Consider the following 23206-nt stretch of genomic DNA (forward strand, 5'->3'; position numbering starts at 1 on the left):
GACGGGCAGGCGCCGGGTGACCCCGCCGTAACTCCCCCGCCCCCACCCGCTCCCCCGCTGCCCCCCGCTCCCTCACCACGGCCGAACGGCCCCACTTTCCCCTCTCTCCCCTGTAGAAGGCCACGCATGCCGAACTACCGCGAGTGCCGCGACGACCTGGACAACTACCTCACCGCACGCGTGCCGGTCATCGGCCTGCGCACCATCGAACAGCCGCGCGCGCTGCGCCTCGTGAAGGAGATCGCCGCCCAGCCGCGCCGCTCGGGCCTGCCGTTCTGGATCTATACGCGCGCCACGGGGCTGCGGGATCTGCGGTCCAACGCGACGGTGCAGGACGACCGTTCGCTGACGGGCGCGATGGAGTTCGCGGCGGCCCAGTTCAGCAGCCGGCCGAACGCGACCCTGGTGCTGGTGGACCCGGACGACCTGGACACCGACTCCCCCTTCACCCGGCATGTCGCCGAACTCGCCAGGCTCGCCGACGCCAACGCGGGCAGCCTGGTCCTGATCACCGACAAGCCGATCTGGAGCGGTCTCCAGCGTCTCGGGATGAGCCTTCAGCTCGAACTCCCCGACCCCGAGGAGATGTACACGACGATCCACGGCTTCCTCGCCGACCACCACGGGGTCGTACCGATCGCCTGGACCGAGGAGGACGCGCGCCGGGCCGCGGAGTTCCTCCAGGGCGTCACCGAGGGCGAAGCCGTCAACCTGATGGCCACGCTGGTCGCCAAGGGTTCCGTCGAGAAGGACGACGTCCTCGCCCTCGCCCGCTCCAAGGACCGGATCTTCAGCGATCTGGCCGGGCTCGAACGTATCCACCTCAAGAGCGAGGAGGACTACGGGATCGGCGGACTGACCAATCTCCGTGACTGGCTGCGGCGCAAGCACCAGCTGATGCACTCCGACCTCCGCGGCACCGGTCTCCGGCCGCCCCGCGGCGCCCTCCTGGTCGGCGTGCCCGGCTGCGGGAAGTCGCTGTCCGCCAAGGCCATCGCATCCCAGTGGCGGCTGCCCCTCTACCGGCTGGACATGGCCAGCATCCACGGCAAGTACCTCGGCGAGTCCGAAAGCCGGATGCGCGAGGCGCTGGAGACGGCCGATCGCGTGGCGCCGTGCATCCTGTGGATCGACGAGATCGAGAAGGGCCTCGCCGGCAGCCATGACATGTCGGGCGTGCCGCAGCGGATCATCGGTCAGTTCCTCTTCTGGCTCCAGGAGTCCGACTCGCGCGCCTTCGTCGTCGCCACCGCCAACGACGTCCGCAGCCTGCCGCCCGAGCTGCTGCGCAAGGGCCGCTTCGACGAACTCTTCTTCGTTGACCTGCCGGACGCGCAGGACCGCAGGGAGATCATCCAGCTCTACTACCGCCGTTACGTCAAGGCCGAGCCCGCCCCGGACCGGCTGGACCTGCTGGTCGACCTCTCCGACGGCTTCGCCGGTTCCGACATCGAAGCCGCCCTCCACGATGTGGGCGCCGAACTCCACCTCCAGGGCGACGACCCGCAGGGGCTCGACCCCTCCTTCGTCGAGGACACGTTCGCCAACGCCTCCCCCATGAGCCGCACCAACCCCGAACAGATCGAGGAGATCCGCTCCTGGGGCCGCGACCGCGCCGTCCCGGCGGGCCGCTCGCTCACCACCGCGTCACCGGGCACGGCGGGCCCCTCGCGCCGGGTCGTCTTCATGGGCGACTGACGGATGGGCGAGTGACACACAGCCGGCCGGCGGCGCCGCCCTGACGGAGTCGCTCAGGCGGAGTCGCTCAGGCGGAGTCGCTCAGGCGGTTACCAGGTGGGGGCGAGGACGTCCGCGAGCAGCGTCGCGGTCCTCTCCCACAGCTCCCGCTGGATCACCTCGCCGCGTCCCGGCTCCGGGCAGAGCAGCGGCTCGGCGTCCTTGACGGAGTAGTAGCCGCCGGTGGTCCCGGCGAGGGCCGGATCGGTGGCGAGCCGCACGATGATGCCGGCGCCGCGCCGGGGATCGCCCACGCCCAGCCGGGTCAGGGCCTTTTCGAGTACGCCGGCGAGGGGCAGCTCGCGGCCCAGGCCGCTGGTGTTGAAGCCCGGGTCGCAGCAGTTCGCCGTCACGCCCGTGCCCGCGAGCCGCCGGCCGAGTTCCTGGCTGAACATGATGTCCATCAGTTTCGTCCGGCCGTACAGCCGCGACGACTCCCGCCGGCCGTAGTCGTCGGTGAGGACGAGATCACGGGCCGGGACGATGCCGCCGGAGCGCCGCGACGCCTCGGAGGCGACGGTGACGATCCGCGCGGGGGCGGAGGCCACGAGCCTGTCTCGCAGGGTGGCGGTGAGGACCCAGGGGGCGAGGTAGTTCACGGCGGTCATCTCACTGAACCCTTCCGGCGTGATCCGCTGCGAGAAGGCGTGCAGGCCCGCGTTGTTGATCAGGACGTCGATCCGCGGATAGCGGGCGCTGATCTCCTTCCCGACGCGTCGCACCTCGCGCAGCAGCGACAGATCGGCCACGAACACCTCGACGGGGGTGCCGGGAGCCGCCGCCCCGATCTCCTCGCGCAGTGCGCCGGCCTTCTCCGCGCTGCGGGCGACGACGCCCAGGGCCGCGCCCCCACGGGCCAGGTCCAGGGCCGCCAGCCGGCCCAGGCCGTGCGTGGCGCCGGTGATGACCATGACGGGTCGCCTGTCCATGGGCCCTTCTCCTATGCTCGTCCAGTGGTTATCGCTGAGGTACCTCGGCAATGTAGCACCGATTACTGAGGTACCTCAGCAATCTCGGTTCGGGCCGGCGGGCGACCGGGCGAGTGACAAGAGAGGAACGGCATGGGCGGAGCGGGCGACACACCGGCGGCCGAGCGCGTAGGGCTGGAGTTCCTGTTCCTGGCCCACCGGGTGCGGCGGGTGGTCGACGACCGGATGGCCGCCGGGGGGCTCTCCCTGGCGCGTACGAAACTGCTGCGGCTGCTCGACGAGCAGGGCCCCACCCGGCTGTCCTCCCTGGCCGAACAACTCGGCTTCGCCGCGCGGTCGGTCACCGAGACGGTCGACGGACTCGCCCGCGACGGTCTGGTCGAGCGCGGCCCCGACCCCACCGACCGCCGGGCGAAGCTCGTCGTCATCACACGCGAGGGAAACGCGGTGCTGGCGACGGCGAGTACCGCGGGAGAGCGCGTACTCCAGGACATCTTCGGCGCCCTCGACGACGACCAGAGGACCGCTCTGGGCGGACTGCTCGGCGCGATCGACACCGCGGCACGAGCTGCGGCCGACGGCCCCTGACGCCCCGCAGCACCCGCCCCGGTCCGGCCGGCCCGGGTCCGGCCGCAGTCGGTCCGGGTCCGGTCAGTCCAGGTCCGGTCAGTCCCGGGGCGTGCTCCCCGTCGGCTCGTCCACGGGCGGCGCCGGGACGGGAACCGCACCCGTGCGCAGCAGTTCGAGCCCCCGCTCGATGGCCCGGTCCATGGCGGTGTGCTCCTCGGCGCGCACCCACTCCTGGACCGAGATCTCAATGATGTTCAAGATGTTCGCGGCGGCGAGGGCGGCCACCAGCTCGGCGAAATCGCCGCTCGTACGGCGGAGGATCTCCTCGGCGAGATTCTGCCGCCAGTTCCAGGTCCCGGCGCTCAACTGCGCCTGGATGGACGGGGTCCGGTTCGCGATCCGGTAGACGGCGATCAGCCGTTCCGGGTCGTCCGCGACGGTGCGCCGTACGCTCTCGATGACCTGGTAGAGAGCCTGCGGCAGCGGTGCGTGCTCGGGCAGGCCGCGCAGGTCTTCGAGCGCGACATCGAGGGTGTCCTCGATGAAGCGCACGACCAGCGCCTCTTTGGTCGGGTAGTAGCGGTAGACCGTGCGGGCCCCGACCTCGGCGGCGGCGGCGATCTGCTCGATGGTCGTGGCGGCGAACCCGTGCTCCCTGAAGAGCGAGATGGCCGTGTCCGCGATCAGCTGCCGCGTCCGCTCCATCTTCATCTCACGAAGCCCCACCCCGTACCTCCACCCCTCCGCGGCACCGGAACCTCCGGTCGCGTCGGCGCCCATCGTGCCACGCGGCGGCCACCGCCACGTGGCGCGATGCGGGGACGCGGCTCGGGCCGGAAATGATCGCAGCGACTATCGGCATCAGCTGCCGACTGGCATCGTTGGCCTTGTGGCAGCAACTGCCACAAAGGAGTGGGTGCCCGTCCGGCGCTCGTCCGGTGCGTGCTCGCGCTCGATACACGACGAGAGAGGAGAACACGCCATGACCGACGTGACCGATGCGACCGATGCGACCGATGCGGCCGATGCGGCCGAGAAGGCGAACGTTCCGACCGCGAAGCCCTTTGCCGCCACCCGCACCCCCGGCTGCCCGTTCGACCCGCCGCCGGAATACGGGGCGCTGCGCGCCGAGGAGCCGGTCTCCCGCGCGTCCTGCCCGGTCGGCACCGACGCCTGGGTCGTATCGCGGTACGAGGACGTACGGGCGGCGCTGTCCGACCCGCGGCTCAGTTCCCGCGCCGCCCCGTCCACGCACATCGTCCCGAACGCCGATCTGAACCGGCCGATCGCACCGGGCTCGCTGCTGCACATGGACGGCCCCGACCACGCCCGGCTCCGCCGCATGCTGACCTCCGAGTTCACGGTCAAGAAGATGCGGGCCCTGCGTCCCTTCATCCAGCGCCTGGTGGACGAGCACATCGACGCCATACTGGCCGGACCCCGGCCCGCCGACCTCTACCGGGACTTCGCCCTGCCCATCCCGTCTCTGGTCATCTGCGAACTCCTCGGCGTACCCACCGAGGACCGCGACCGCTTCCAGGAGCAGACCACCGTCCTCATCAGGGTGGGCAGCACCCCCGAGGAGGTGGAGAAGGCGGCGGCCGAGATCGAGGAGTTCATCGGCCGGCTGATCACCGCCAAGCAAGCCGCACCGCGGGACGACCTGCTGAGCCGGCTCATCCAGCGGGGACGGGACTCCGGCAGGCCGTTCAGCCAGGAGGAACTCGTCACCCTCGGGGTCACCCTCCTGATCGCCGGTCACGAGACCACCGCCAACATGATCGCCCTCAGCGCCCTCGCCCTGTTCCGGCACCCCGGGCAACTCGCCGCCCTGCGCGCCGACCCGGCCCTCGCCACCCCCGCCATCGAGGAACTGCTCCGCTACCTGACGATTCTCCAGTTCGGGCTGCTCCGCTACGCCACCGAGGACATCCGGATCGCGGACGCGACCGTACGCGCCGGGGACTGGCTGGTCGCCGCGCTGTCCTCGGGCAACCGCGACGACCGGGCCTTCCCCGGCGCCGACCGGCTCGACCTGACCAGGGAGGCGGGCGGGCATCTGGCGTTCGGCTACGGCGCGCACCAGTGCCTGGGCCAGCAACTCGCCCGCGTGGAACTGGAGGTGGTCTTCACCACGCTCTTCCAGCGCGTCCCCACGCTGCGGCCGGCCGTCCCGCTGGAGGAGATCCGCTTCAAGGACGACGCTCTCGTCTACGGAGTACGGGCCCTGCCGGTCACCTGGGAGCCGTGATGACCCACTCCGGACCGGACCGGCCCCCGAGGGGCTGAGCCCGTCAGATGACGAGGGCGCGGCGGGCATACCCCCGCCGCGCCCTTCGTCGTCAACTCGGCAGGCGTGCGAGAACCGTTGACAAACCGATGACATGATTGCACCCTGTGACTCGCAAAAACATAGATAACTAGCTCAATTTTTTTGCGCTCCTCGTGCAACTTCGCAGCAGGGACCCGCCCCCGTCTGCTGCGACCGCACCACTCTGTTTCAGGACGACAGCTGTTCCGAAACCCCGGCCCGGCGCACCGGCACCCGCGCCTCGCCTCCACGCACCCGCGCGACGCGTGACGCGGGTCCCGCGCGTCGTACGGCCGGCCCGGAACCGCGGGCTGTCCGGTACTCGTTCCGACAGGCTCTCTCGTTCCGACAGAACAGAGGACACCATGAAACGGAAACAGCCCCGCCGGCGGCTGATCATCGGCGCGATCATCGCCGCCCTGATCACCGTCGGACTCCTGCCCGTCTCCGCCTCCGGCTCAGGCACCGCCTACGCGGCGGAACGACCCAACCTGGCCCAGGGCAGAGCGGCCTCGGCCGGCGGTTCCGAGGGGAACCATCCCGCCGCCAACGCCACCGACGGCAACCAGCAGACGTACTGGGAAGGGCCGTCCAACGCGTTCCCGCAGTGGATCCGGGTCGACCTGGGCAGCGAGGTCAGGACAGACCGCGTGGTGGTCAAGCTGCCGACCTCGTGGGAAGCCCGTACGCAGGCTCTCGCCGTGCAGGGCAGCACCGACGGGTCCACCTTCAGCACTCTCTCCGCCGCGCAGGGGCAGGCGTTCGCCCCGGGTTCCGGCAACACCGTCACCATCGACTTCACCGTCGCGACCGTCCGGTACGTACGGCTGAACATCACCGGCAACACGGGCTGGCCCGCCGCGCAGGTCTCCGAGTTCGAGGTCTACGGCCCGGCGAACGACGGCGAAGGAGGTGACGGCGGTGACGGTGACGGAGGTGACGGCGGCGGCGCCGACGACACCGATCTGGCCCGCGGCAAGCCGATCGAGGCGTCGTCGACGGTCTTCACGTACGTCGCGCGCAACGCCACCGACGGCAACATCGGCACCTACTGGGAGTCGGCGGGCCACCCGTCGACGCTGACGGTGAAGCTCGGCGCCAACGCCGACATCTCCTCTGTCGTGATCAAGCTCAACCCCGACGCGGCGTGGGCGACCCGTACCCAGAGCATCCAGATACTCGGCCGCGACCAGGCCGGGACCTCCTTCACCTCACTCGTGGCCCGCGCGAACCACACCTTCAACCCGGCGTCGAACCAGAACACGGTCACGATCCCGGTCAACGGACGCGCCGCCGACCTCCAGCTCCAGATCTTCAGCAACACCGGCGCGACCGGCGGGCAGGTCGCCGAGCTCCAGGTCATCGGAACACCGGCGCCCAATCCGGACCTGACCGTCAGCGCGCTGTCGTGGACCCCCGCCTCTCCCGTGGAGAGCGACACGACGAGGGTGAACGCGACGGTACGGAACGTCGGACCGGCCGCCGCCGCCGCGACCACGGTGAACGTCAGCCTGGGCGGCGTGGTCGCGGGCAGCGCGCCGGTGTCCGCGCTCGCCGCGGGGGCCTCCGCCACCGTCCCGGTCGACATCGGGAAGCGCGCGGCGGGCAGTTACCGTGTCACGGCGTTGGTGGACCCGACGGACACGATCGTCGAGCAGGACAACGCCAACAACAGCTTCACCGCGGCCACGGACCTGGTCGTCGGGCAGAGCCCCGGCCCCGACCTCCAGGTGCTCGGCATCGAATCCAGCCCCGCGAACCCGGCCGTCGGAGCGCCGGTCAGCTTCACCGTGGCGGTGAAGAACCGCGGGACGACCGCATCCGGCGCCACCACGGTCACCCGTGTCGCGGTGGGGGGCACCACGCTCAACACCAACACCCCGTCGATCGCCGCGGGCGCGACGGCCAACGTGAGCGTCAACGGCACCTGGACCGCCACCAACGGCGGAGCCACCATCGTCGCCACCGCCGACGCCACGAACGTCGTCACGGAGACCAACGAGACCAACAACGCGTTCTCGCGCTCGATCGTCGTCGGACGCGGGGCCGCCGTCCCGTACGTCGAGTACGAGGCCGAAGCCGCCCGCTACCAGGGCACCCTGCTGGAGGCCGACCCGCTGCGCACCTTCGGGCACACCAACTTCGCCTCCGAGTCCTCGGGCCGCAAGTCGGTACGGCTCAACTCCACGGGTCAGTTCGTCGAGTTCACCTCGACCAACCCCTCGAACTCGATCGTCGTACGCAACTCGATCCCCGACGCCCCGAACGGCGGCGGCGCCGAGGCCACCATCAGCCTCTACGCCAACGACACCTTCGTCCGGAAGCTGACCCTCTCGTCGAAGCACAGCTGGCTGTACGGCAACACCGACGGCCCCGAGGCACTGACCAACACGCCCCAGGCCGACGCCCGCCGGCTCTTCGACGAGTCCCACGCCCTGCTGCCGACGACCTACCCGGTCGGCACCAAGTTCCGGCTACAGCGGGACGCCGCCGACTCGGCCTCCTTCTACATCATCGACCTGATCGACCTGGAGCAGGTGGCGCCCCCGGCGAGCAAGCCGGCCGAGTGCACCTCGATCACGGAGTACGGCGCGGTGCCCGACGACGGCATCGACGACACGGACGCCATCCAGCGGGCGGTGACCGCCGACCAGGAGGGGGACATCGCGTGCGTATGGATCCCGGCGGGGCAGTGGCGCCAGGAGAAGAAGATCCTCACCGATGACCCGCTGGACCGCGGACAGTACAACCAGGTGGGCATCAGCGATGTCACGATCCGCGGCGCGGGGATGTGGCACTCCCAGCTCTACACGCTGACCGAGCCGCACCAGGCGGTCGGCAGCATCAACCATCCGCACGAGGGCAACTTCGGCTTCGACATCGACGACAACACCCAGATCTCCGACATCGCCATCTTCGGCTCCGGCACCATCCGCGGCGGACCGGGCGGCGCCGAGGGCGGGGTGGGCCTCAACGGCCGCTTCGGCAAGGACACCAAGATCTCCAACGTCTGGATCGAGCACGCCAACGTGGGTGTCTGGGTCGGCCGTGACTACGACAACATCCCGGACCTCTGGGGCCCGGCCGACGGCCTCCAGTTCAGCGGTATGCGGATCCGCAACACGTACGCCGACGGCATCAACTTCACCAACGGCACCAGCAATTCGCGGGTGTACAACTCGTCGTTCCGCACCACGGGCGACGACTCCCTGGCCGTCTGGGCCAACCGCTACGTGAAGAACCCGTCGACGGACATCGCGCACGACAACCAGTTCCTCAACAACACGATCCAACTGCCCTGGCGCGCGACCGGCATCGCGGTCTACGGCGGCTACGGCAACAAGATCGAGAACAACCTGGTCTCGGACACCGCCAACTACCCGGGCATCATGCTGGCCACGGACCATGACCCGCTGCCCTTCTCCGGGCAGACCCTGATCGCCAACAACGCCCTCCACCGCACCGGCGGCGCCTTCTGGAACGAGGACCAGGAGTTCGGCGCCATCACGCTCTTCGCCCAGAGCAGAGACATCCCCGGGGTCACCATCCGTGACACCGACATATACGACTCCACCTACGACGGCATCCAGTTCAAAACGGGCGGCGGCAACGTCCCGGACGTCGCCATCACCAACGTCAAGATCGACAAATCCAACAACGGCGCCGGCGTCCTCGCCATGAGCGGCGCCCGCGGCTCCGCCAAGCTGACCAACGTGACCATCACGAACTCGGCCGACGGCAACATCGTCACCCAGCCGGGCTCACAATTCGTGATCACGGGCGGCTGAGCACTCGTCATCCCCACACAAAAGGTGCTGGACCGCGTTCGCGGTCCAGCACCTTTCTGGTTCCGTCAGATAGTCCCCGACTGCGACATGAACTCCACGACCCTGACGACGTATGGCATACAGACCATCGTTAGCAAGAGCAACCCAGACGTACGGCGAGCTACGGAGCGGATACGGGTACCGGAACCAGTCGTTCCGTTACGTGACACTAAAGCAACCCCTTAATTTTTCTTGAGCCTTGAAGCACATGGGGAGATGAGGCGAATTTCCGCAGAGTCGCGATGCCGTCGCCATCGACTGACGTAGATCATATACCGTTCCGGCAGCCGCTCACGTACGCCGGGGCTCCCTCAACGCACCTGCGGGACAGCCGGAAACCCACTACCGGAGTGCATATGCCAAAGGCATAAATTATCCCCCGGGCGCCGGCCCGCTAGTTCCCGTAGCCCCTCAGCCGCCGCAGCCCGGCCAGCGCCCGCGCGGCCCGCTCCTCGTCGCTCCGGGCGCCGAGCCTGCGACTGATGGCGAGGCTCTCCTCCAGATGCGCCGCGGCCTGGTCCAGCCGCCCCGTGTCCTGCTCGGCCTGCGCCAGGTCGTACAACACCCCGGCTTCCTCACCTGCGGCTTGGATGCGCCGCATGACCGCGAGGGCGGCGATGTGCTTCGCCAGGGCCTGTTCGCCGCGACCGGCCGCACGATGGGCCCTGCCGGTCCCGTTGAGCGCGATCCCCTCGCCCCGCGCGTCCTCGACGGCACGCAGGGCGACCAGCGCGCCCCCATAGAGAGTGAGGGCTTCGTCGATCTTCCCGAGCGCCGTCAGCACGCTCGCGAGATTCATCTGAAGGGTGGCTCGATCACCCTTTCCGCCCATATCGCTGGAGACATCGATCGCTTCTCGATAAGCGCGCTCAGCGGATTCCAGGTTACCGATCTTCTGGTACAGCTCCGCTATGTTGTTCAGCGTGCGATATCTTCCTCTGTCATCGCCGGCATCGGCGAATCCGGAAAGGGCGAGCAGGAAGCAATCAATCGCTTCCTGATGCCGCCCCAGCTGAAGATGGGTGATTCCGAGCAAGTTGTGGCTACGCGCTATCTGGAACCCGTCATTGAATTGCATACGCAAAGCGAGAGATCGCTCTTGAAGGGTCTGGGCCAGCACGTACTGGCCGGTGTGCCACAACGGAAGCGACAGCTGGTGAATCGACTCGCTCTCCAGCTCCGAATCATTCAGGGACCGTGCGATCCCCAGGGCTTCGTTCGCGGTCGAGTGCGCCTCCTCGTACTGACCGCTCTGCGAGCACAGCGCACTCAGGTCGAGCAGGGCTCGCCCCCGCGCCGCGTCATCACCGACGGCACGCCAGTGGGCGACCGCTCGGCGCAACAGCGGTTCGGCCGTGACCAGATGCCCCTCCACGTTCCAATAGCCCGCCAACACATGAACGAACAGCGCCAGTTGACTTTCCGACCCATGTCGGCGCGCCCAGTCGAGCGCGGCCATCAGATTGGCGCCTTCGGCGATCAGCCACCGCTCCGCCGCCCGCGCGTCGGCGATCTCGGGCCATGCGGTGGGGGGACGATCTCCGACGGGGATGCGTGAGCGGACGCGGTAGGCCAGCCGGTCGGCCCGGTCCGCGACACTCATGTAATGATCCACCAGACGGCGAAGTGCCTGATCGGAGTCGCTTTCGGTGTCCCGGTCGGCTTCTGTGCCCCGGTCGGCTTCTGTGCCCCGGTCGAATTCCGCCCCGCCCGAATCGGAACCTTCATCGATCAGCGTACGGGCGTACACGCGCAGAAGATCATGCATGGTGAATCGGTGCGGTGACGGCTCGAAAATGAGGTGGTGAGCCAGGAGCTCTTCCAAAGCGTTCTCGGTCGCCTCGAAGGACAGTCCTGCCAGTGCCGCCACCGCGTGGGGACCGAACTCCAATCCGAAATGGAGTCCGATACGGCGGAAGACGAGCCGCTGCAAAGGCGTCAGCCATCGATAGGAAGCCGCGAAGACATGTGAAACATTCCGCTCACCGTCGCGCAATTGGGAAAGCTTTCCGCCACCATCGGTCAGTTGCTTGAGCAGGTCGGACGGGGTCCACGAAGGCCGGGCCAGCAGACGGCTTGCCAGGACATCCACAGCGAGCGGGAGATATCCGCAGATGCGGACTATTTCCGCGGTGTCGGCTTCCCGGGCCGCGCGCCGCGCGCCGAGCCGCTGGTTGAAGAGCGCGATGGCGTCCTCGCGCGGCAGCACGTCGAGGGAGACGGGCCGCACACCGGGCAGACCGGGCAGCCGCTGCCGGCTCGTCACGATGACCGCGGTCGGGGACGCGCCCGGAAGCAAGGGGCGGACCTGCGCGGGGCCGGCGGCATCGTCCAGGATGACGAGCATGCGGCGGTCTCTCACCGTGGTGCGCCAGAGAGAGACCAACTCGGCCAGGCCCTGCGGGAGTTCCTTCGGAGGCGTACCGAGCAGGCGCAGCAGTTCGCCGAGCGCGTGGGCCGCGCTCAGCGGCGGGCGGTCGTCGGCGTGCCCGTGCAGATGCAGATAGATCCGGCCTGCCGGGAACAGGTCGCGCAGCTGATGCGCGAGGTGCACGGCCATCGACGTCTTGCCGACACCGCCCATGCCGTCGATCGCCTCGATGGTGACGACCGGCGCGGAGCCGCCGGAGGAGGGTCCACTCGTCTCGGAGAGCGCCGCTGTCAGCCGTCGCAGCTCGTCATCCCTACCGACCCACGGAATATCCCGGGGTACGTTGTCCGGAATCGTCCCTGCCGGCCGCGAAACGGTGCGCCTGACGATGCCTGCCTGCTCAAGCAGCGATGCCGCAGGGGCCTCCGAGAGAATCCCCTGATGGACCTGACGCAGCCGTCGGCCCGCGTCAAGGCCGACGTCACGGACCACGCGCTGGCGCGTCCTCTGCAACAGCTTGGTCGCCTCGGCCGCGCGCCTGCTGCCGTACAGGGCGAGAGCGAGTTGTTCGACGAGTGCTTCATCGACGGGGTGCTCCTCGGCCAGGGGCAGCAGCACGGGTACGGCGTCGGCGAACTTCCCCGCCGCCATGAGGATTTCGGCGCGCACCATGGCGGCGATGAGGCTTCTCTCGCCGATGGTGAGGCGGAGTTGACCGGCCCAGTAGGCCGTGATCCCGGCCAGCGGTTCCCCGCGCCAGAGGCTCTCCGCGTGGTCGAGCAGACGGAGGGCCTCTCCCTCGTCGTCGCTGTCCTTCAAGGAGCGGGCCTGGTCGACGCAGCTCGTATAGCGGCGCAGGTCCACTCGGTCCGGATCGACGTTCATCACATAGGAGTTCGTACGGCTGTCCACAGCCGGTGCGTCGCTCCCGGCGACGCTCTTCAAGGCCCCACGGATACGCGATATGTGCACGTACAGCGCGTCCCTGGCCTTACCCGGCGGATCGTCGTCCCAGATCCGGTGAATCAGCGTATCCACGCTCACGGTGCGACTGGCGTCCCAGGCGAGCGCGGCGAACGCCAGACGCGTTTTGACGGGACCGAGGTCTTTGCGTCGGCCGGCGGCCCGTACTTCGACCGATCCTGAAAGTCGAATCTCGAACTCCACCAGCGTCCTCCCGCCGGTCCGGCCCGCTACAGGCCGGGTATCCGAGCGTGCCACGGAGGCCCCCCACCTGGCTATATGGGCCTCTTTGAAGTCCGAAACTGACTTACGACTGAACGAATCTGTTCATCCCCGGCGTCAGATGGGGAAGGACTCCCTAGCTGGCTGATGACGAGGCATTCCCGCTGCATATGCTGCTGGCATGATCGTTACGGTGCCGAAGGGGGGCTATAGAGGTGCCATTACCGGAATCCGACCGAGCCGGAGCGCTGTTGTCGGCCATGGTCGCGTGCGCCACTGACCGGGAATCCGCCGCATGGCGGGAATTGGCCGCCGTCGCGGAAGCGGCGGCCGGGACAGATCTGACGGTGGCCCGTTTATGGCCCCGTGCCATACATGAATCAGATTTCCCCACGGTCCGCACAGAACCGGAAGAAGAGACAGGAAGTGCCGGAGCCGCTTCGCTGTTGAGACAACTCGCCCTGGCACTGCACGCGTTGGCCGCACGCGACCCCGGCACCGACGCCGCCGTGCGTGACTGGTTACGACGTCACTCCCCGCCCGCGGGCCGGCGGACGACGCACACGAACACGATCGCGGGCGCTGCCGTTCTCCATGGTCCGGTCGTACAGGCCCGCGACATCCAGGGCGGAATCCACTTTCACCAGCCGGCCCGCGAGGACGCGCCCCGGCCCCCCGTTCCCCGCCAACTTCCCCCGATGCGGCGGGCGTTGGTGGACCGCGAAGAGGATGTGCAAGCCCTCGACGCCCTGCGCGCCCAGCGTCCGGCGCAGGCATCCCAGCTCCTGGTCGTCAGCGGGTTCCCCGGCATCGGAAAGACCACACTCGCCTCACGCTGGCTGCACGAGAACGCGAGCAGCTTTCCCGACGGCCAGCTGTACGCCGACCTGGGCGGTCATGCCACCGAAGGGACCACTGGCGGTCCTGTCCCCGCCGCCACCGTGCTGGAAGGCTTCCTGTACGCGCTCGGAGCGCCCTCCGTACCCGCGGACACCGCGCAACGGATAGCGCTGTGGCGCTCGTTGACCTCGGGACTGCGACTGGCCGTTCTGCTGGACAACGCGTTCACCGCGGCGCAGGTGCGGCCCCTGCTGCTCGGCACGCCCACCGGGCTCACCGTGGTGACCAGCAGAAACCACCTCACCGGCCTGCTCGCCGACGGCGCGGCCATACACCGGCTCGGCGCCCTCACTCCGGAATCGGCCGTCGAGCTCCTGACCGTCGGCGGTGGCGGCGGGCGCGTCGCACAGGATCCGGCGGCGGCACGCGAAGTGGTCACCCTCTGCGCCTGTCTGCCCCTCGCGGTCTGTCTGGCCGCCGCCCAACTCGTGCTCCGCCCCCACCGTTCCGTATCCGCCCTCGCCGAGAGCCTGTCCCAGGATCAGGGACCGCTCGACGCCCTGCGTGTCGATGGAGAAGCCGTGGTGCGCTCCGCACTGGACATGTCGTACGGTCTGCTGCCCCGCGAGAGCGCGACGCTCTACCGGCGGATGGGGCTTCTGCCCACGGAGCGCTACGACCTCTTCATGCTCACCGCGATCGGCGGTGACGGAGCGATCGGCGGTGATGGAGCGGCCGACGGCACCACCCGTACGGCCGGGACGGACGCCGTGGACATGGCCGTCGGCGCCCTGCTGGAGGCCAACCTCCTGGAGGAGACAAGCCCGGGGATCTACCGCTTCCACGATCTCGTACGCCCCCACGCCCGCCGGCGCGGCGACGCGGAGGAGAGCGACTCCCGGCGTGAGCACGTACTGCGCCGCTTCGTCGACTGGTGTCTGATCACCGCGACGAAGGCGGAGGAGATCCTCACCCCCAGCCACCGCATGCCGACGCGCGAACTCCCCCCTTCGCCCGTCCTGCCCACTCCGCTCGCGACCCCGGCCGAGGCGCTGACCTGGCTGGATACGCACCGCAACGGGCTCATGGCCGCTGTACGGCACTGTGCCGACGCGGGATGGCACAGTGCCTGCTGGTGGCTGGTGGATGCCATGTGGCCACTTTTCCTGCGGTTGCGCCCCTCCGAGATGTGGGTTGAAGCGCACCACACGGGCCTCTTGGCGGCACGCGCGAGCGGCTCCAGGGACGGCGAGGGCCGCATGCTGGCCTCGGGCGCGATCGGCCTGCGCAACGCCGGGCGGTACGAGGAGGCCGCCGACTGGTACGTCCAGGCGCTGGAGCACGCCACCTCCGACGGTGACCTCCGGCAACAGGCGCAGGCCGTGAACGGACTGGGGCACATCGAACTGCTCACCTCGCGCTTCGACGAGGCTCGTGCGCACTTCGAACAGGCCCTGCGCCTCCGCGAGTCGATCGGCTACCGGCGCGGTGCCGCGCTCTCCAGAAGACGTCTCGGCGAGACCGCCTCGGCGACCGGTGATCACCGTACGGCGGCCCGGCATCTGACCCGGGCCCATGCCGAACTGGAGTCCCAGGGGGAAGCCTACGAAGCGGCGCGCGCCCTGGCTCTCCTCGGCCATGTCCTGGACTGCGACGGGGACCACGAAGCGGGTACCCAACGGCTGCGCGAGGCGCTGGAGATGTTCCGGGGACCCGACGCCCAGTCCGGGCACTGGCAGGGGCGTTCCCTGGAATGGCTCGGACAGGCCGCCGAGCGGCAGGGCGACGTGGCGGAGGCGCGCCGGTGCTACGAGGCCGCCCAGGACCTCTTCCAGCGGCTGGACCCGGCCGAAGCGCAGCGCCTCGACGACCGGCTGCGGCAGCTGTGAGCGCTGCCGCAGCCGGCTTCTCCGTCCCCCGCTGTCGTCGGTCAGAGACGACCGTCCCGCTCACGCAGACGGACGGACCGGAGCGATTCCAGCGGCTCTCCGGCCACCAGCCAGGCGTGCACCACCGAGGCCACGGCATACGGCGGAGCCGGACACCGCGCCCCGTCCGCTTCCGGCCACGCCGGGATGACGACTCCCCCGCCGCGCCGTGTTCCGAGGACGCATCCGTTCTCGGAGTCGGGCACGGCGGCGACGAGGCAGCCCGGATGACGCGCGATCAGTTCGTTCGCGCGATGGAGTGCCGCCCGCGGTGGCAACGGCGTCCGGGACACGAGCACATCGGCGTACTCCACCCGGTCCGCTTCCCCCGGAGCGTCCGGATTCACCCACAGATGCAGGTCGCATGGACCATGACCCGACGGGTACGGACGGCTCCCCGCCGCTTCGGGCACCGCGTCGAGCCGGACAGCGACCAGACCGTGCGCGGTCTCCGACCTCCAGCTGATGGAGGCGGAGACAGCGACCAGGCCGGCGCGGCGACGATCCGAACAGGCATCGGCGGACGTACGCCGGACACCGACGTCGGCGGACGTACGCCGGACACCGAACCGCACCGCGCACCACGCGGCGTCCGGTACCGTACGCCGGCTCATCGCCGCGCCGCCCACGGGTCGACGGCCTCCCACTGTTCCAGCGGCGGTGGCAGGGGCAAGGGCGGAACGAGCGGCGCCCAGGCCGGTTCACCCAGCTTCAGCAGACGGTAGATGACCGTGCGCATCCGCTGGTGGAACTGGCCGGGCGCCGACGACAGCAGGGCGGCCACCTGCTCGTACTGCCCCGGACGATGCCGCTCCGCGGCGTAGCGCACCTGCTCGTCCAGTGGATACGCGGGAGAGATCACCGGTGCCAGAGTGGCCAGGAGCGCCGCCGGCGAGGAGGCCGAGATCTCGCGCCTCGGTCCGGGTGTGAGCAGCATGGTGGCGTCCGTGAGGGTTCCGTACGCCGTGAGCGACCCGTGGTCGCCGATGATGCAGTCGGCGGCGATCAGCGGCGCCAGCCAGTCCGCTTCCGGGGGCACGACCGCGATCCCCCGGCCGCGGCAGCCGGCCAGCCAGCTCTGCACCTGCCAACCCCCGTGGCCTGCGAAGACATTCGGATGGAGCAGCAGGGCGACCCGGTAGTCACGCCCGGGAAGCTGGCTCAGCAGCTGCGGCAGCAGGGTGTCGAGCCGTCCGAAGGTGGAGGTGGGCCCCCACGTCGAGGGGACGATCACGAGCCGCTGCCCCGCTTCGAGCCCCAGCGCCCTGCGGTACTGCTCGCGCCGGGGCATCCCGGCCACGATGCGGTCGACACAGGGATCCCCCACCACATGGGCCACCGGAAGCGCCTCGGGGCAGGATCGCCCCAGTTCCTCCAGATCGCGCTCGTGCGCGTAGACGATCGCTGCCGGACCCACCCGTCCCTCGTGCAGAAGATGCTGACGGCTCAGCATCCCGGGCGACCGCGTCTCCCCCGGTTTCAGGGAGGAGGTGTCGGTGAGCAGTTTGATGTGGCCGGCTCCGTGCGAGATGCGTACGACCGGAGCCCGCAACTCGTGCACCCCCCGGGACCCGGCGGCCAGCGCCAGGTCGAACTCGGCCTGCCGGGCCTCCTCCCAGGGCACGGTGGCGATGCCCAGGCTCTCCAGATACCGCGAGACACCCTCCCCGAAGGCGTGCGGCGGGGCGGTGAAAACCACCTGGATACGGAAGTCGGCCTCCAGCAGGCAGAAGACCTCGCGCAGACGCTGTGCGAAGGTCACGGTGTGAGCGACGACCAGCAACCGCTTGCAGTCCTGTACGGTCAGCCACCGACCCTGTTCGATCAGCGCCGGTTTCGTGGTTTTGACAGACACAACACTCCCCCATGCTTGTCGCTGCGTTCAGCAGTCGACAGAGGGGGTGCCCGGGGCACACGGCGCTTTCCTTGCAGACCCCTTGCAGGCACCTTGTCCGGCCACGTCCCACCGCGATCGAGGACCTTTTCACCCGATTCATCCAGCGCCGGCGGCCGAGGGCAGGGGCATCGCGCCCGGGGCCGGGGGGGGCGGGGCATCGCGCCTGGGGGGGCGGGGGCGGGGGCCGTTCGGCCGATCCGGGGCCGAGTGGACCCCCGTAGTCTCCCCGCGTGGCAACCACCCCGCTTCCCCGGCCCGTACCACGACTCCTCGTCACCGCACTGTGCGTGGCACTCGTCGCCGTGTGGCTGCTCGACATGCAGTCCTGGCAGGGGCTGGGCCGGCGGTACGAGTGGCTGCCCCCTCTGGTGTCCGGGCCGGTGGCCGCCATGCTGTTGGTGCTGCCCGGCCGATGGCTGTCACTGGAGCGGCGCGCCTGGGCCGCGGCGTCCGGTTCGCTGGTGCTGACGGGTCTGATGTCGCTGGCCGGCTGGGCGGGCGTCGGCCGGGGCCTGCTGGAGACGGCGGCGCTGCTGGTCATGCTGGCGCGTGCCGGTGGGTCGGACGGCCGTACGTCGCCGTGCCGCTCGGGGCCGCGGTGGTCGTCGCCCCGGTGCGGATGGCGAACCCGGATTCGCTGCTGTTCGCCTTCCTGCTCACCTACGCCGTCGGCGCGGCGGTCGCCCTGGGCTGCTACCTGCGGGTGCAGGACACCCGCAGGGCCCGTCTGGTGCGGGCCATACGCCAGGGAGAGCGGATCGAGCTGGCGTGGGACCTGCACGACTTCGTCGCCCACCACGTCACCGGCATCGTCGTACAGGCCAACGCCGCACGGGCCGTCCACGAGACGGCGCCGGAGCAGATCGACCCGATCCTGGAGAACATCCAGAAGGCCGGCATGGAGACCCTGGACTCCATGCGACGCCTCGTACGGGTGCTGCGCGAGGTGGACGGCGGGCGGCGGCGTCCGGGGGAACTGTTCACCGAACTGGCCGCGCTGGTCTCCGACTTCTGCGGTGACGACGGCCAGGCGCCACCCTGTCCGCGGCCGGCCCCGCCAGCGCGGCGCGGCTCGCGCCCGAGGCGCAGACCTCCGTGCACCGCGTGGTGCAGGAGTCGCTGACCAACGCGCGCCGCCACGCCCCCGGCGCCCTCGTGGCCGTCCGCGTGGCCATGGAGGGCGGACGGCTCCAGGTCGACGTGCGCAACTCACGGCCCGCCACGCCACCGCCCGCCACGCCGGTCGGTGGCCGCGGCGGCTTCGGCATGGTCGGGCTGAAGGAGCGCGTGACGGCGGTGGACGGCACGATGGAGGCGGGCGGGACGCCGGCCGGCACGTGACCGCCGCCTACCCGCTGGGGCACCGCCATGATCTTGGCGGCGGTCATCCTCACCGCGCAAGACGCTCTTCAGCCGCTGGTGGCTGTCCCGGTTCCGGTACGGCCCTCTGGAATGGTGCTTGCGCTGAGTGACATGGTGGAGCGTGGTCCCCCTGCGCCGGTGAGGCGCCGCCGGACACCCGCGTCATTCCTGAGCGGCAGATGTCCCGAAACTGAGCGACCCCACATTGCCGGCCTGAACCACCGGACCGTGCTGCGTACCCCCGCTGACCACGTTATGGACCTCCGCGACCTGCTGACCGCCCCCGTCGGGCGCCAATTCATCGAGAATGGCCCGCAACTCGGAAGCGGCACCCGGATTGGCCACCAAAGCGCGCCACAATCGCGCCCGCCACTCCGCCTCGACATCCAAGGCGACCTGCTCGCCGACGGCCCCCGCCGCCACCGTCAATTCCCCGCGCGAGGTCTCCAGTTCCCCCTCGATCACGTCTTCCTCACCGCCGCGGCGCGAGAAGAACGAAACGATGCGATCCCGAGCCTGCGCCCACGAATCCGTCGCCATCTGCTGAACGACCGCCGTCGCGCCCGCGGCAGCGAGCGCCATCAACTCCGCTTCCACCGAACCCCCTTCGCCCCGGCCGGGCCAGTAACCCTACCCCCTGACACCGGACAACCACAGCGCGCCAACACCCCCGGCACACCGATCCGAAGCCCAACGGATCAGAAGGAGCAGCCGACCGCGCCGCTGGCCCGAACCTCGAACCGCCATTCCCATTCGCCCACGCAGAAGGCCCCCGCGATCTTCGCGGGGGCCTTCCTTCACACCATTTTCCCTGGTCAGGGACTGAGCCGCCTTCGGGATTCGAACCCGAGACCTACGCATTACGAGGGCCTGCAAGATCGTGGCGAGTGGTGCTAGCCGATGCCATCGAATCCCGTTTCCGCTGCTCAGAGATGCGGCCGCGATCGACGTGACACCCGGTCCATCGCGTGCCGCCCTGTCCGCTCACGCAGCGCTCACGCATGTCGTCAACCTGGCTTCGCCCAGCCCCATGTCGAGCAGAAGGTTTCGAGGTCAGCGGCGAGCCGCGACCAGGTCACTCGCTCAGGTCTGACGGATCGCTTTCCATATCTCCAGCCGGCTCGGCCTCCGGCACGGCGCCGATCGGCTGGCCCTTGCGGTAGTACTGCCATGCGCTCTTGTACTCAATCGGGCTGTCGTCGTACATGATCACGTAGCCCATGAGTGCGGCGACCTGCCACTTGGTCGGTATTTCAGCGGAGACCAGTTGGAAGACCTCGTCGGCGGTCATCCCAACCGCTGGCACGTGAACGCTTCGAGTCTTGAACTCCGCCGACTTTCCGTACCTGAAGTTGTACGGGAGGCCCACCTTGATCGTTTCCAGAAGTTCCTGCAGCGTCACCTTGCCGGCCTGCAGGCCCTCGATCGGTCGGTCCAGGTCGATCGGGAACAAGACGTCGAAGTGGTTCCGCTTCAGGACCGTGCTGTCCCGCTGGCGGCCGGGGTCCTTGTTGCCAAAGCCGTTGTTGTTCCAGGGGATTTCGCCGTTGTCCTTGTAGTAGGTGATCAGCAACTGTTCCGGGGCGAGGGCGGAGAAGTCCTCCGCTACATACAGGCACGAGAAGGCCATCTCGTCCAGGGAGATATTGCGGCGCCCCGAGATCTTGCGCAGGTGGTTGCGGAGGCGGGTCGGCAGCGACTTGTCGGCCTTGCCGACGTAGACGAACTCGCCGTTCAGGTGGAGCTGGTAGACCCCAGGCTTCTCCTTGAGCCGCGCGATGTTCTCCTCGGCGAGGGGAGCCCTGTCGAGTCCCCTGAGTGCGGCGGCCAGTTGGTCGCCGAGCGCCTTGGTGATGCTCAGAGTGAAGTCCTTGTGGTACTGCGTCCCGTCGTCGGAGCCCACCACCGGCGTCATCCGTCCCACTCCCTTGGTCGACATGATCCCGGAACCCTATCGGCGACCTGTGCCCGTGGCCGAACCTTCAGCTCGAATGGGCTTGAAGATCCGCAACTCCGCGGTATGCTTTTGAAATGGCTGAACTGCAAGAAGGATCACAGAAGGATCGCACGGGCGTCGAACTCTTCGCTGGCGCCGGCGGTCTGGCCATGGCCGTCCACTGCGCTGGATTCCGCCCCCTACTCTTCAACGAGTTCGCCAAGCGGGCATGCGAGACCCTGGAGGCCAACGGGGCTCAGCGACTGCCTGACGGCCAGAAGCCGACCCGAGCCCCCAGGCCCGACGAGAAGGTGCCCCTCGTCGCGGGCGATGTCCAGAAGCTCGACATGGGCTACCTGGCGGGCAAGGTGGACGTCCTCGCCGGCGGTCCTCCCTGTCAGCCGTTCAGCCTCGGCGGCGTCGCCAAGGGCGACGAGGACAAGCGGAACATGTTCCCGCAGATGTTCAAGGCCGTCCGGCAGATCCAGCCGAAGGCCGTGATCTGCGAGAACGTGCGCGGCCTGCTCAGGCCCTCGTTCCGCCGCTACTTCGACTACATCCAGCGCGAGCTAGAGCTCCCCTTCGAGGAGCGAGCCAAAGGCGCTGACTGGGAGCGGCATTACAAGTACCTGTTGGAGCAGCGCGAGAAGGAGCCGGACGACCCCAGGAAGCGGTACGACATCGTCATGATGCCGGTGAACGCTGCGGACTACGGGGTGCCCCAGATCCGCAACCGCGTGATTATCGTCGCCTTCCGTCGCGACCTGAACGTCGACATCGAGCTGTTCAAGGAGTTCGTGAAGCCGACGCACTCCGAGACCGCTCTCTTTCGGTCCATGGAAGACGGGAGCTACTGGGAGCGGCACTCGAACGTGCCCGACCACGTGCGCGAGTGGGTCATGGCCCGCCTCCCGAAGACCATGCCGATGGATGACGGCCTGCTCCCCTGGCACACCCTGCGCGACGCGATCGCCGGCATCGGTGACAACAAGCCATTGCCGGACGTACCGGACGAGTGGCTGGACCGCACCGAACACCTCCTCGGCGGGTTCACAGAACACATCGGCTGGCCCGGTGCCCGCATCTACGACGGGCACACCCCCAACGAACTCGACCGCCCGGCGAAGACCGTCAAGGCCGGCGTGCATGGTGTGCCCGGCGGTGAGTCGGTCATGCTCCTGGACGAGTTGGTGGCCGACAAGGCCGCTCAGGGCGGCGTCCGGTACAAGTACAGGTACATGACGGTCCGCGAAACCGCCCGCGTCATGACCTTTCCCGACACATGGGAGCTCAAGGGGCCGCGAGGGGAGAAGATGCGTCAGCTCGGCAACGCTGTACCCGTTGCCCTGGGCGAGGTCTTCGCCAAGGCCGTCGCCACCGTCCTGGACGAGGCGGAGGAGCGACAGAAGTGACCGGGCCCACCAGCAGGACGCAGAGCGGCTGGAAGCACGACTCACCGCCGGACCGGGCATGGAAAGGGCGGCCCGGTAGAACCCGGGCCACCATCGCGGCCGAACAGGACCGGGCCGCTGGCGGTCGTCACAGGCGCTCTGTAGATCTCGGTGAGGGACGGTTCGCCCGGGCGTCGGTGGAGCTGAAGGTACTTCCCGACACGCGACGCATCCGCGCGTACCTGCGCTGGTCCGACGGCGGCAAATCTCCCGCTCGCTACCTCGGGCAGGTTGAGCACGGGACCCGTGCCGCGAATCTTGCCGAGGGCTGGAAGATGGCCTGGGATAAGGGCCTTCTCACCGAGGAACCGCCGGCAGAGGGATCCTGGGCTTCCTCGCCGTCGGTACGCACGGTGATGCGGGCCAACCGGAGCAAGGACACCCGACCCGAGCTGAGACTCCGATCCTTGCTGCATAAGCAGGGACTCCGATATCGCGTGGCGGCACGACCCCTTCCCGAACTGCGACGTACCGCCGACCTGATCTTTTCTAAGCCCAAGGTCGCGGTGTTCGTCGACGGTTGCTTCTGGCACGGCTGTCCGGAACACCTTCGGGAGTCACACAAGAATGCCGAGTTCTGGCGGAGCAAGATCGAGGGCAACCAGGCCAGGGACGCGGAGACGGATCGCCTCCTGCAAGAGGCCGGCTGGAAAGTCGTTCGCGTCTGGGAGCACGAGGCCCCCGACGCGGCCGCCGCGCGGGTGATATCGGCCCTGCGAGCCTCGTCAGCAGACCGGCATGAATACGAACAATAGGTGTCGAACATGAAGAGGTAGTCCAGATCGCCGACCCTCGGCGCGCGCACCCGAATCTGACAGTACGTCGGGGCTGAGGGTCGACGTCTGTGGCGGTAGGTAGGATT

General features: G+C 69.0%; 16 protein-coding genes. 9 read left to right on the top strand and 7 right to left on the bottom strand.

Annotated features, from left to right (window positions below; genetic code table 11):
- Positions 1-126 precede the first annotated feature (126 nt).
- Entirely contained in the window at positions 127-1698 is a 1572-nt protein-coding gene (locus CU044_RS01960; protein WP_129766685.1) for an AAA family ATPase, read from the top strand.
- An 89-nt stretch (positions 1699-1787) separates the two neighbouring features.
- Here the strand turns inward: CU044_RS01960 and CU044_RS01965 are convergent, their stop codons facing one another.
- Positions 1788-2666 (bottom strand): SDR family NAD(P)-dependent oxidoreductase, encoded by an 879-nt coding sequence (locus CU044_RS01965; protein ID WP_129766686.1) that lies wholly within the window; start codon positions 2664-2666, stop codon positions 1788-1790.
- Positions 2667-2798: 132 nt separating this feature from the next.
- On the opposite strand from CU044_RS01965, the gene CU044_RS01970 reads away from it, so the two are divergent.
- Positions 2799-3254 (top strand): MarR family transcriptional regulator, encoded by a 456-nt coding sequence (locus CU044_RS01970; protein ID WP_129766687.1) that lies wholly within the window; start codon positions 2799-2801, stop codon positions 3252-3254.
- Positions 3255-3332: 78 nt separating this feature from the next.
- On the opposite strand, the gene CU044_RS01975 is transcribed toward CU044_RS01970, so the two are convergent.
- On the bottom strand, positions 3333-3962 hold the full coding sequence (locus CU044_RS01975; protein WP_129766688.1) for a TetR/AcrR family transcriptional regulator: 630 nt from the start codon (positions 3960-3962) through the stop codon (positions 3333-3335).
- A 256-nt stretch (positions 3963-4218) separates the two neighbouring features.
- Between CU044_RS01975 and CU044_RS01980 the strand changes: the two genes are divergently transcribed.
- Positions 4219-5487, top strand: a complete 1269-nt coding sequence (locus CU044_RS01980) for a cytochrome P450 (RefSeq protein WP_129766689.1) — start codon at positions 4219-4221, stop codon at positions 5485-5487.
- Between the two features lie 425 nt (positions 5488-5912).
- Positions 5913-9335, top strand: coding sequence for a CARDB domain-containing protein (locus tag CU044_RS01985; protein ID WP_129766690.1), 3423 nt, complete (start codon positions 5913-5915; stop codon positions 9333-9335).
- A 433-nt stretch (positions 9336-9768) separates the two neighbouring features.
- Here CU044_RS01985 and CU044_RS01990 read toward each other — a convergent pair whose 3' ends face one another.
- On the bottom strand, positions 9769-12912 hold the full coding sequence (locus tag CU044_RS01990) for a tetratricopeptide repeat protein (RefSeq protein WP_129766691.1): 3144 nt from the start codon (positions 12910-12912) through the stop codon (positions 9769-9771).
- A gap of 464 nt (positions 12913-13376) precedes the next feature.
- Here CU044_RS01990 and CU044_RS01995 point away from each other — a divergent pair, with 464 nt between their 5' ends.
- On the top strand, positions 13377-15659 hold the full coding sequence (locus CU044_RS01995) for a tetratricopeptide repeat protein (protein ID WP_240045279.1): 2283 nt from the start codon (positions 13377-13379) through the stop codon (positions 15657-15659).
- 41 nt (positions 15660-15700) lie between these two features.
- On the opposite strand, the gene CU044_RS02000 is transcribed toward CU044_RS01995, so the two are convergent.
- Together CU044_RS02000 and CU044_RS02005 are read right to left on the bottom strand one after the other, a co-directional pair.
- Positions 15701-16312 carry a hypothetical protein gene (locus tag CU044_RS02000; RefSeq protein ID WP_129766692.1) on the bottom strand — a complete coding sequence of 204 codons (612 nt, stop codon included), beginning with the start codon at positions 16310-16312 and terminating at the stop codon, positions 15701-15703.
- Entirely contained in the window at positions 16309-17553 is a 1245-nt protein-coding gene (locus CU044_RS02005) for a hypothetical protein (RefSeq protein WP_240045280.1), read from the bottom strand. Before CU044_RS02005 ends, CU044_RS02000 begins: the two co-directional genes overlap by 4 nt.
- A 622-nt stretch (positions 17554-18175) precedes the next feature.
- Between CU044_RS02005 and CU044_RS02010 the strand changes: the two genes are divergently transcribed.
- Both CU044_RS02010 and CU044_RS02015 read left to right on the top strand, forming a co-directional pair.
- Positions 18176-18718, top strand: coding sequence for a histidine kinase dimerization/phosphoacceptor domain-containing protein (locus tag CU044_RS02010; protein WP_165371757.1), 543 nt, complete (start codon positions 18176-18178; stop codon positions 18716-18718).
- Positions 18700-18936, top strand: coding sequence for a hypothetical protein (locus tag CU044_RS02015; RefSeq protein ID WP_129766694.1), 237 nt, complete (start codon positions 18700-18702; stop codon positions 18934-18936). Before CU044_RS02010 ends, CU044_RS02015 begins: the two co-directional genes overlap by 19 nt.
- A 183-nt stretch (positions 18937-19119) precedes the next feature.
- Here the strand turns inward: CU044_RS02015 and CU044_RS02025 are convergent, their stop codons facing one another.
- The gene (locus CU044_RS02025) at positions 19120-19554 is read right to left on the bottom strand and encodes a hypothetical protein (protein WP_129766695.1); all 435 of its coding nucleotides are present in this window, start codon (positions 19552-19554) and stop codon (positions 19120-19122) included.
- A 478-nt stretch (positions 19555-20032) separates the two neighbouring features.
- Positions 20033-20896, bottom strand: a complete 864-nt coding sequence (locus tag CU044_RS02030; protein ID WP_240045281.1) for a GIY-YIG nuclease family protein — start codon at positions 20894-20896, stop codon at positions 20033-20035.
- A gap of 92 nt (positions 20897-20988) precedes the next feature.
- On the opposite strand from CU044_RS02030, the gene CU044_RS02035 reads away from it, so the two are divergent.
- Entirely contained in the window at positions 20989-22305 is a 1317-nt protein-coding gene (locus CU044_RS02035; protein ID WP_129766696.1) for a DNA cytosine methyltransferase, read from the top strand.
- A 176-nt stretch (positions 22306-22481) separates the two neighbouring features.
- Entirely contained in the window at positions 22482-23099 is a 618-nt protein-coding gene (locus tag CU044_RS39270; protein ID WP_240045282.1) for a very short patch repair endonuclease, read from the top strand.
- Positions 23100-23206: the final 107 nt, after the last annotated feature.

The sequence above is a fragment of the Streptomyces sp. L-9-10 genome (genome assembly GCF_004151105.1).
Lineage (GTDB): Bacteria > Actinomycetota > Actinomycetes > Streptomycetales > Streptomycetaceae > Streptomyces.

Excerpts from the sequence above, each read along its gene's own strand:
- CU044_RS01960 (WP_129766685.1), top strand. The coding sequence starts at position 127 with ATGCCGAACTACCGCGAGTGCCGCGACGACCTGGACAACTACCTCACC.
- CU044_RS01965 (WP_129766686.1), bottom strand. The coding sequence starts at position 2,666 with ATGGACAGGCGACCCGTCATGGTCATCACCGGCGCCACGCACGGCCTG.
- CU044_RS01970 (WP_129766687.1), top strand. The coding sequence starts at position 2,799 with ATGGGCGGAGCGGGCGACACACCGGCGGCCGAGCGCGTAGGGCTGGAG.
- CU044_RS01980 (WP_129766689.1), top strand. The coding sequence starts at position 4,219 with ATGACCGACGTGACCGATGCGACCGATGCGACCGATGCGGCCGATGCG.
- CU044_RS01985 (WP_129766690.1), top strand. The coding sequence starts at position 5,913 with ATGAAACGGAAACAGCCCCGCCGGCGGCTGATCATCGGCGCGATCATC.
- CU044_RS02000 (WP_129766692.1), bottom strand. The coding sequence starts at position 16,312 with ATGAGCCGGCGTACGGTACCGGACGCCGCGTGGTGCGCGGTGCGGTTC.
- CU044_RS02030 (WP_240045281.1), bottom strand. The coding sequence starts at position 20,896 with ATGTCGACCAAGGGAGTGGGACGGATGACGCCGGTGGTGGGCTCCGAC.
- CU044_RS02035 (WP_129766696.1), top strand. The coding sequence starts at position 20,989 with ATGGCTGAACTGCAAGAAGGATCACAGAAGGATCGCACGGGCGTCGAA.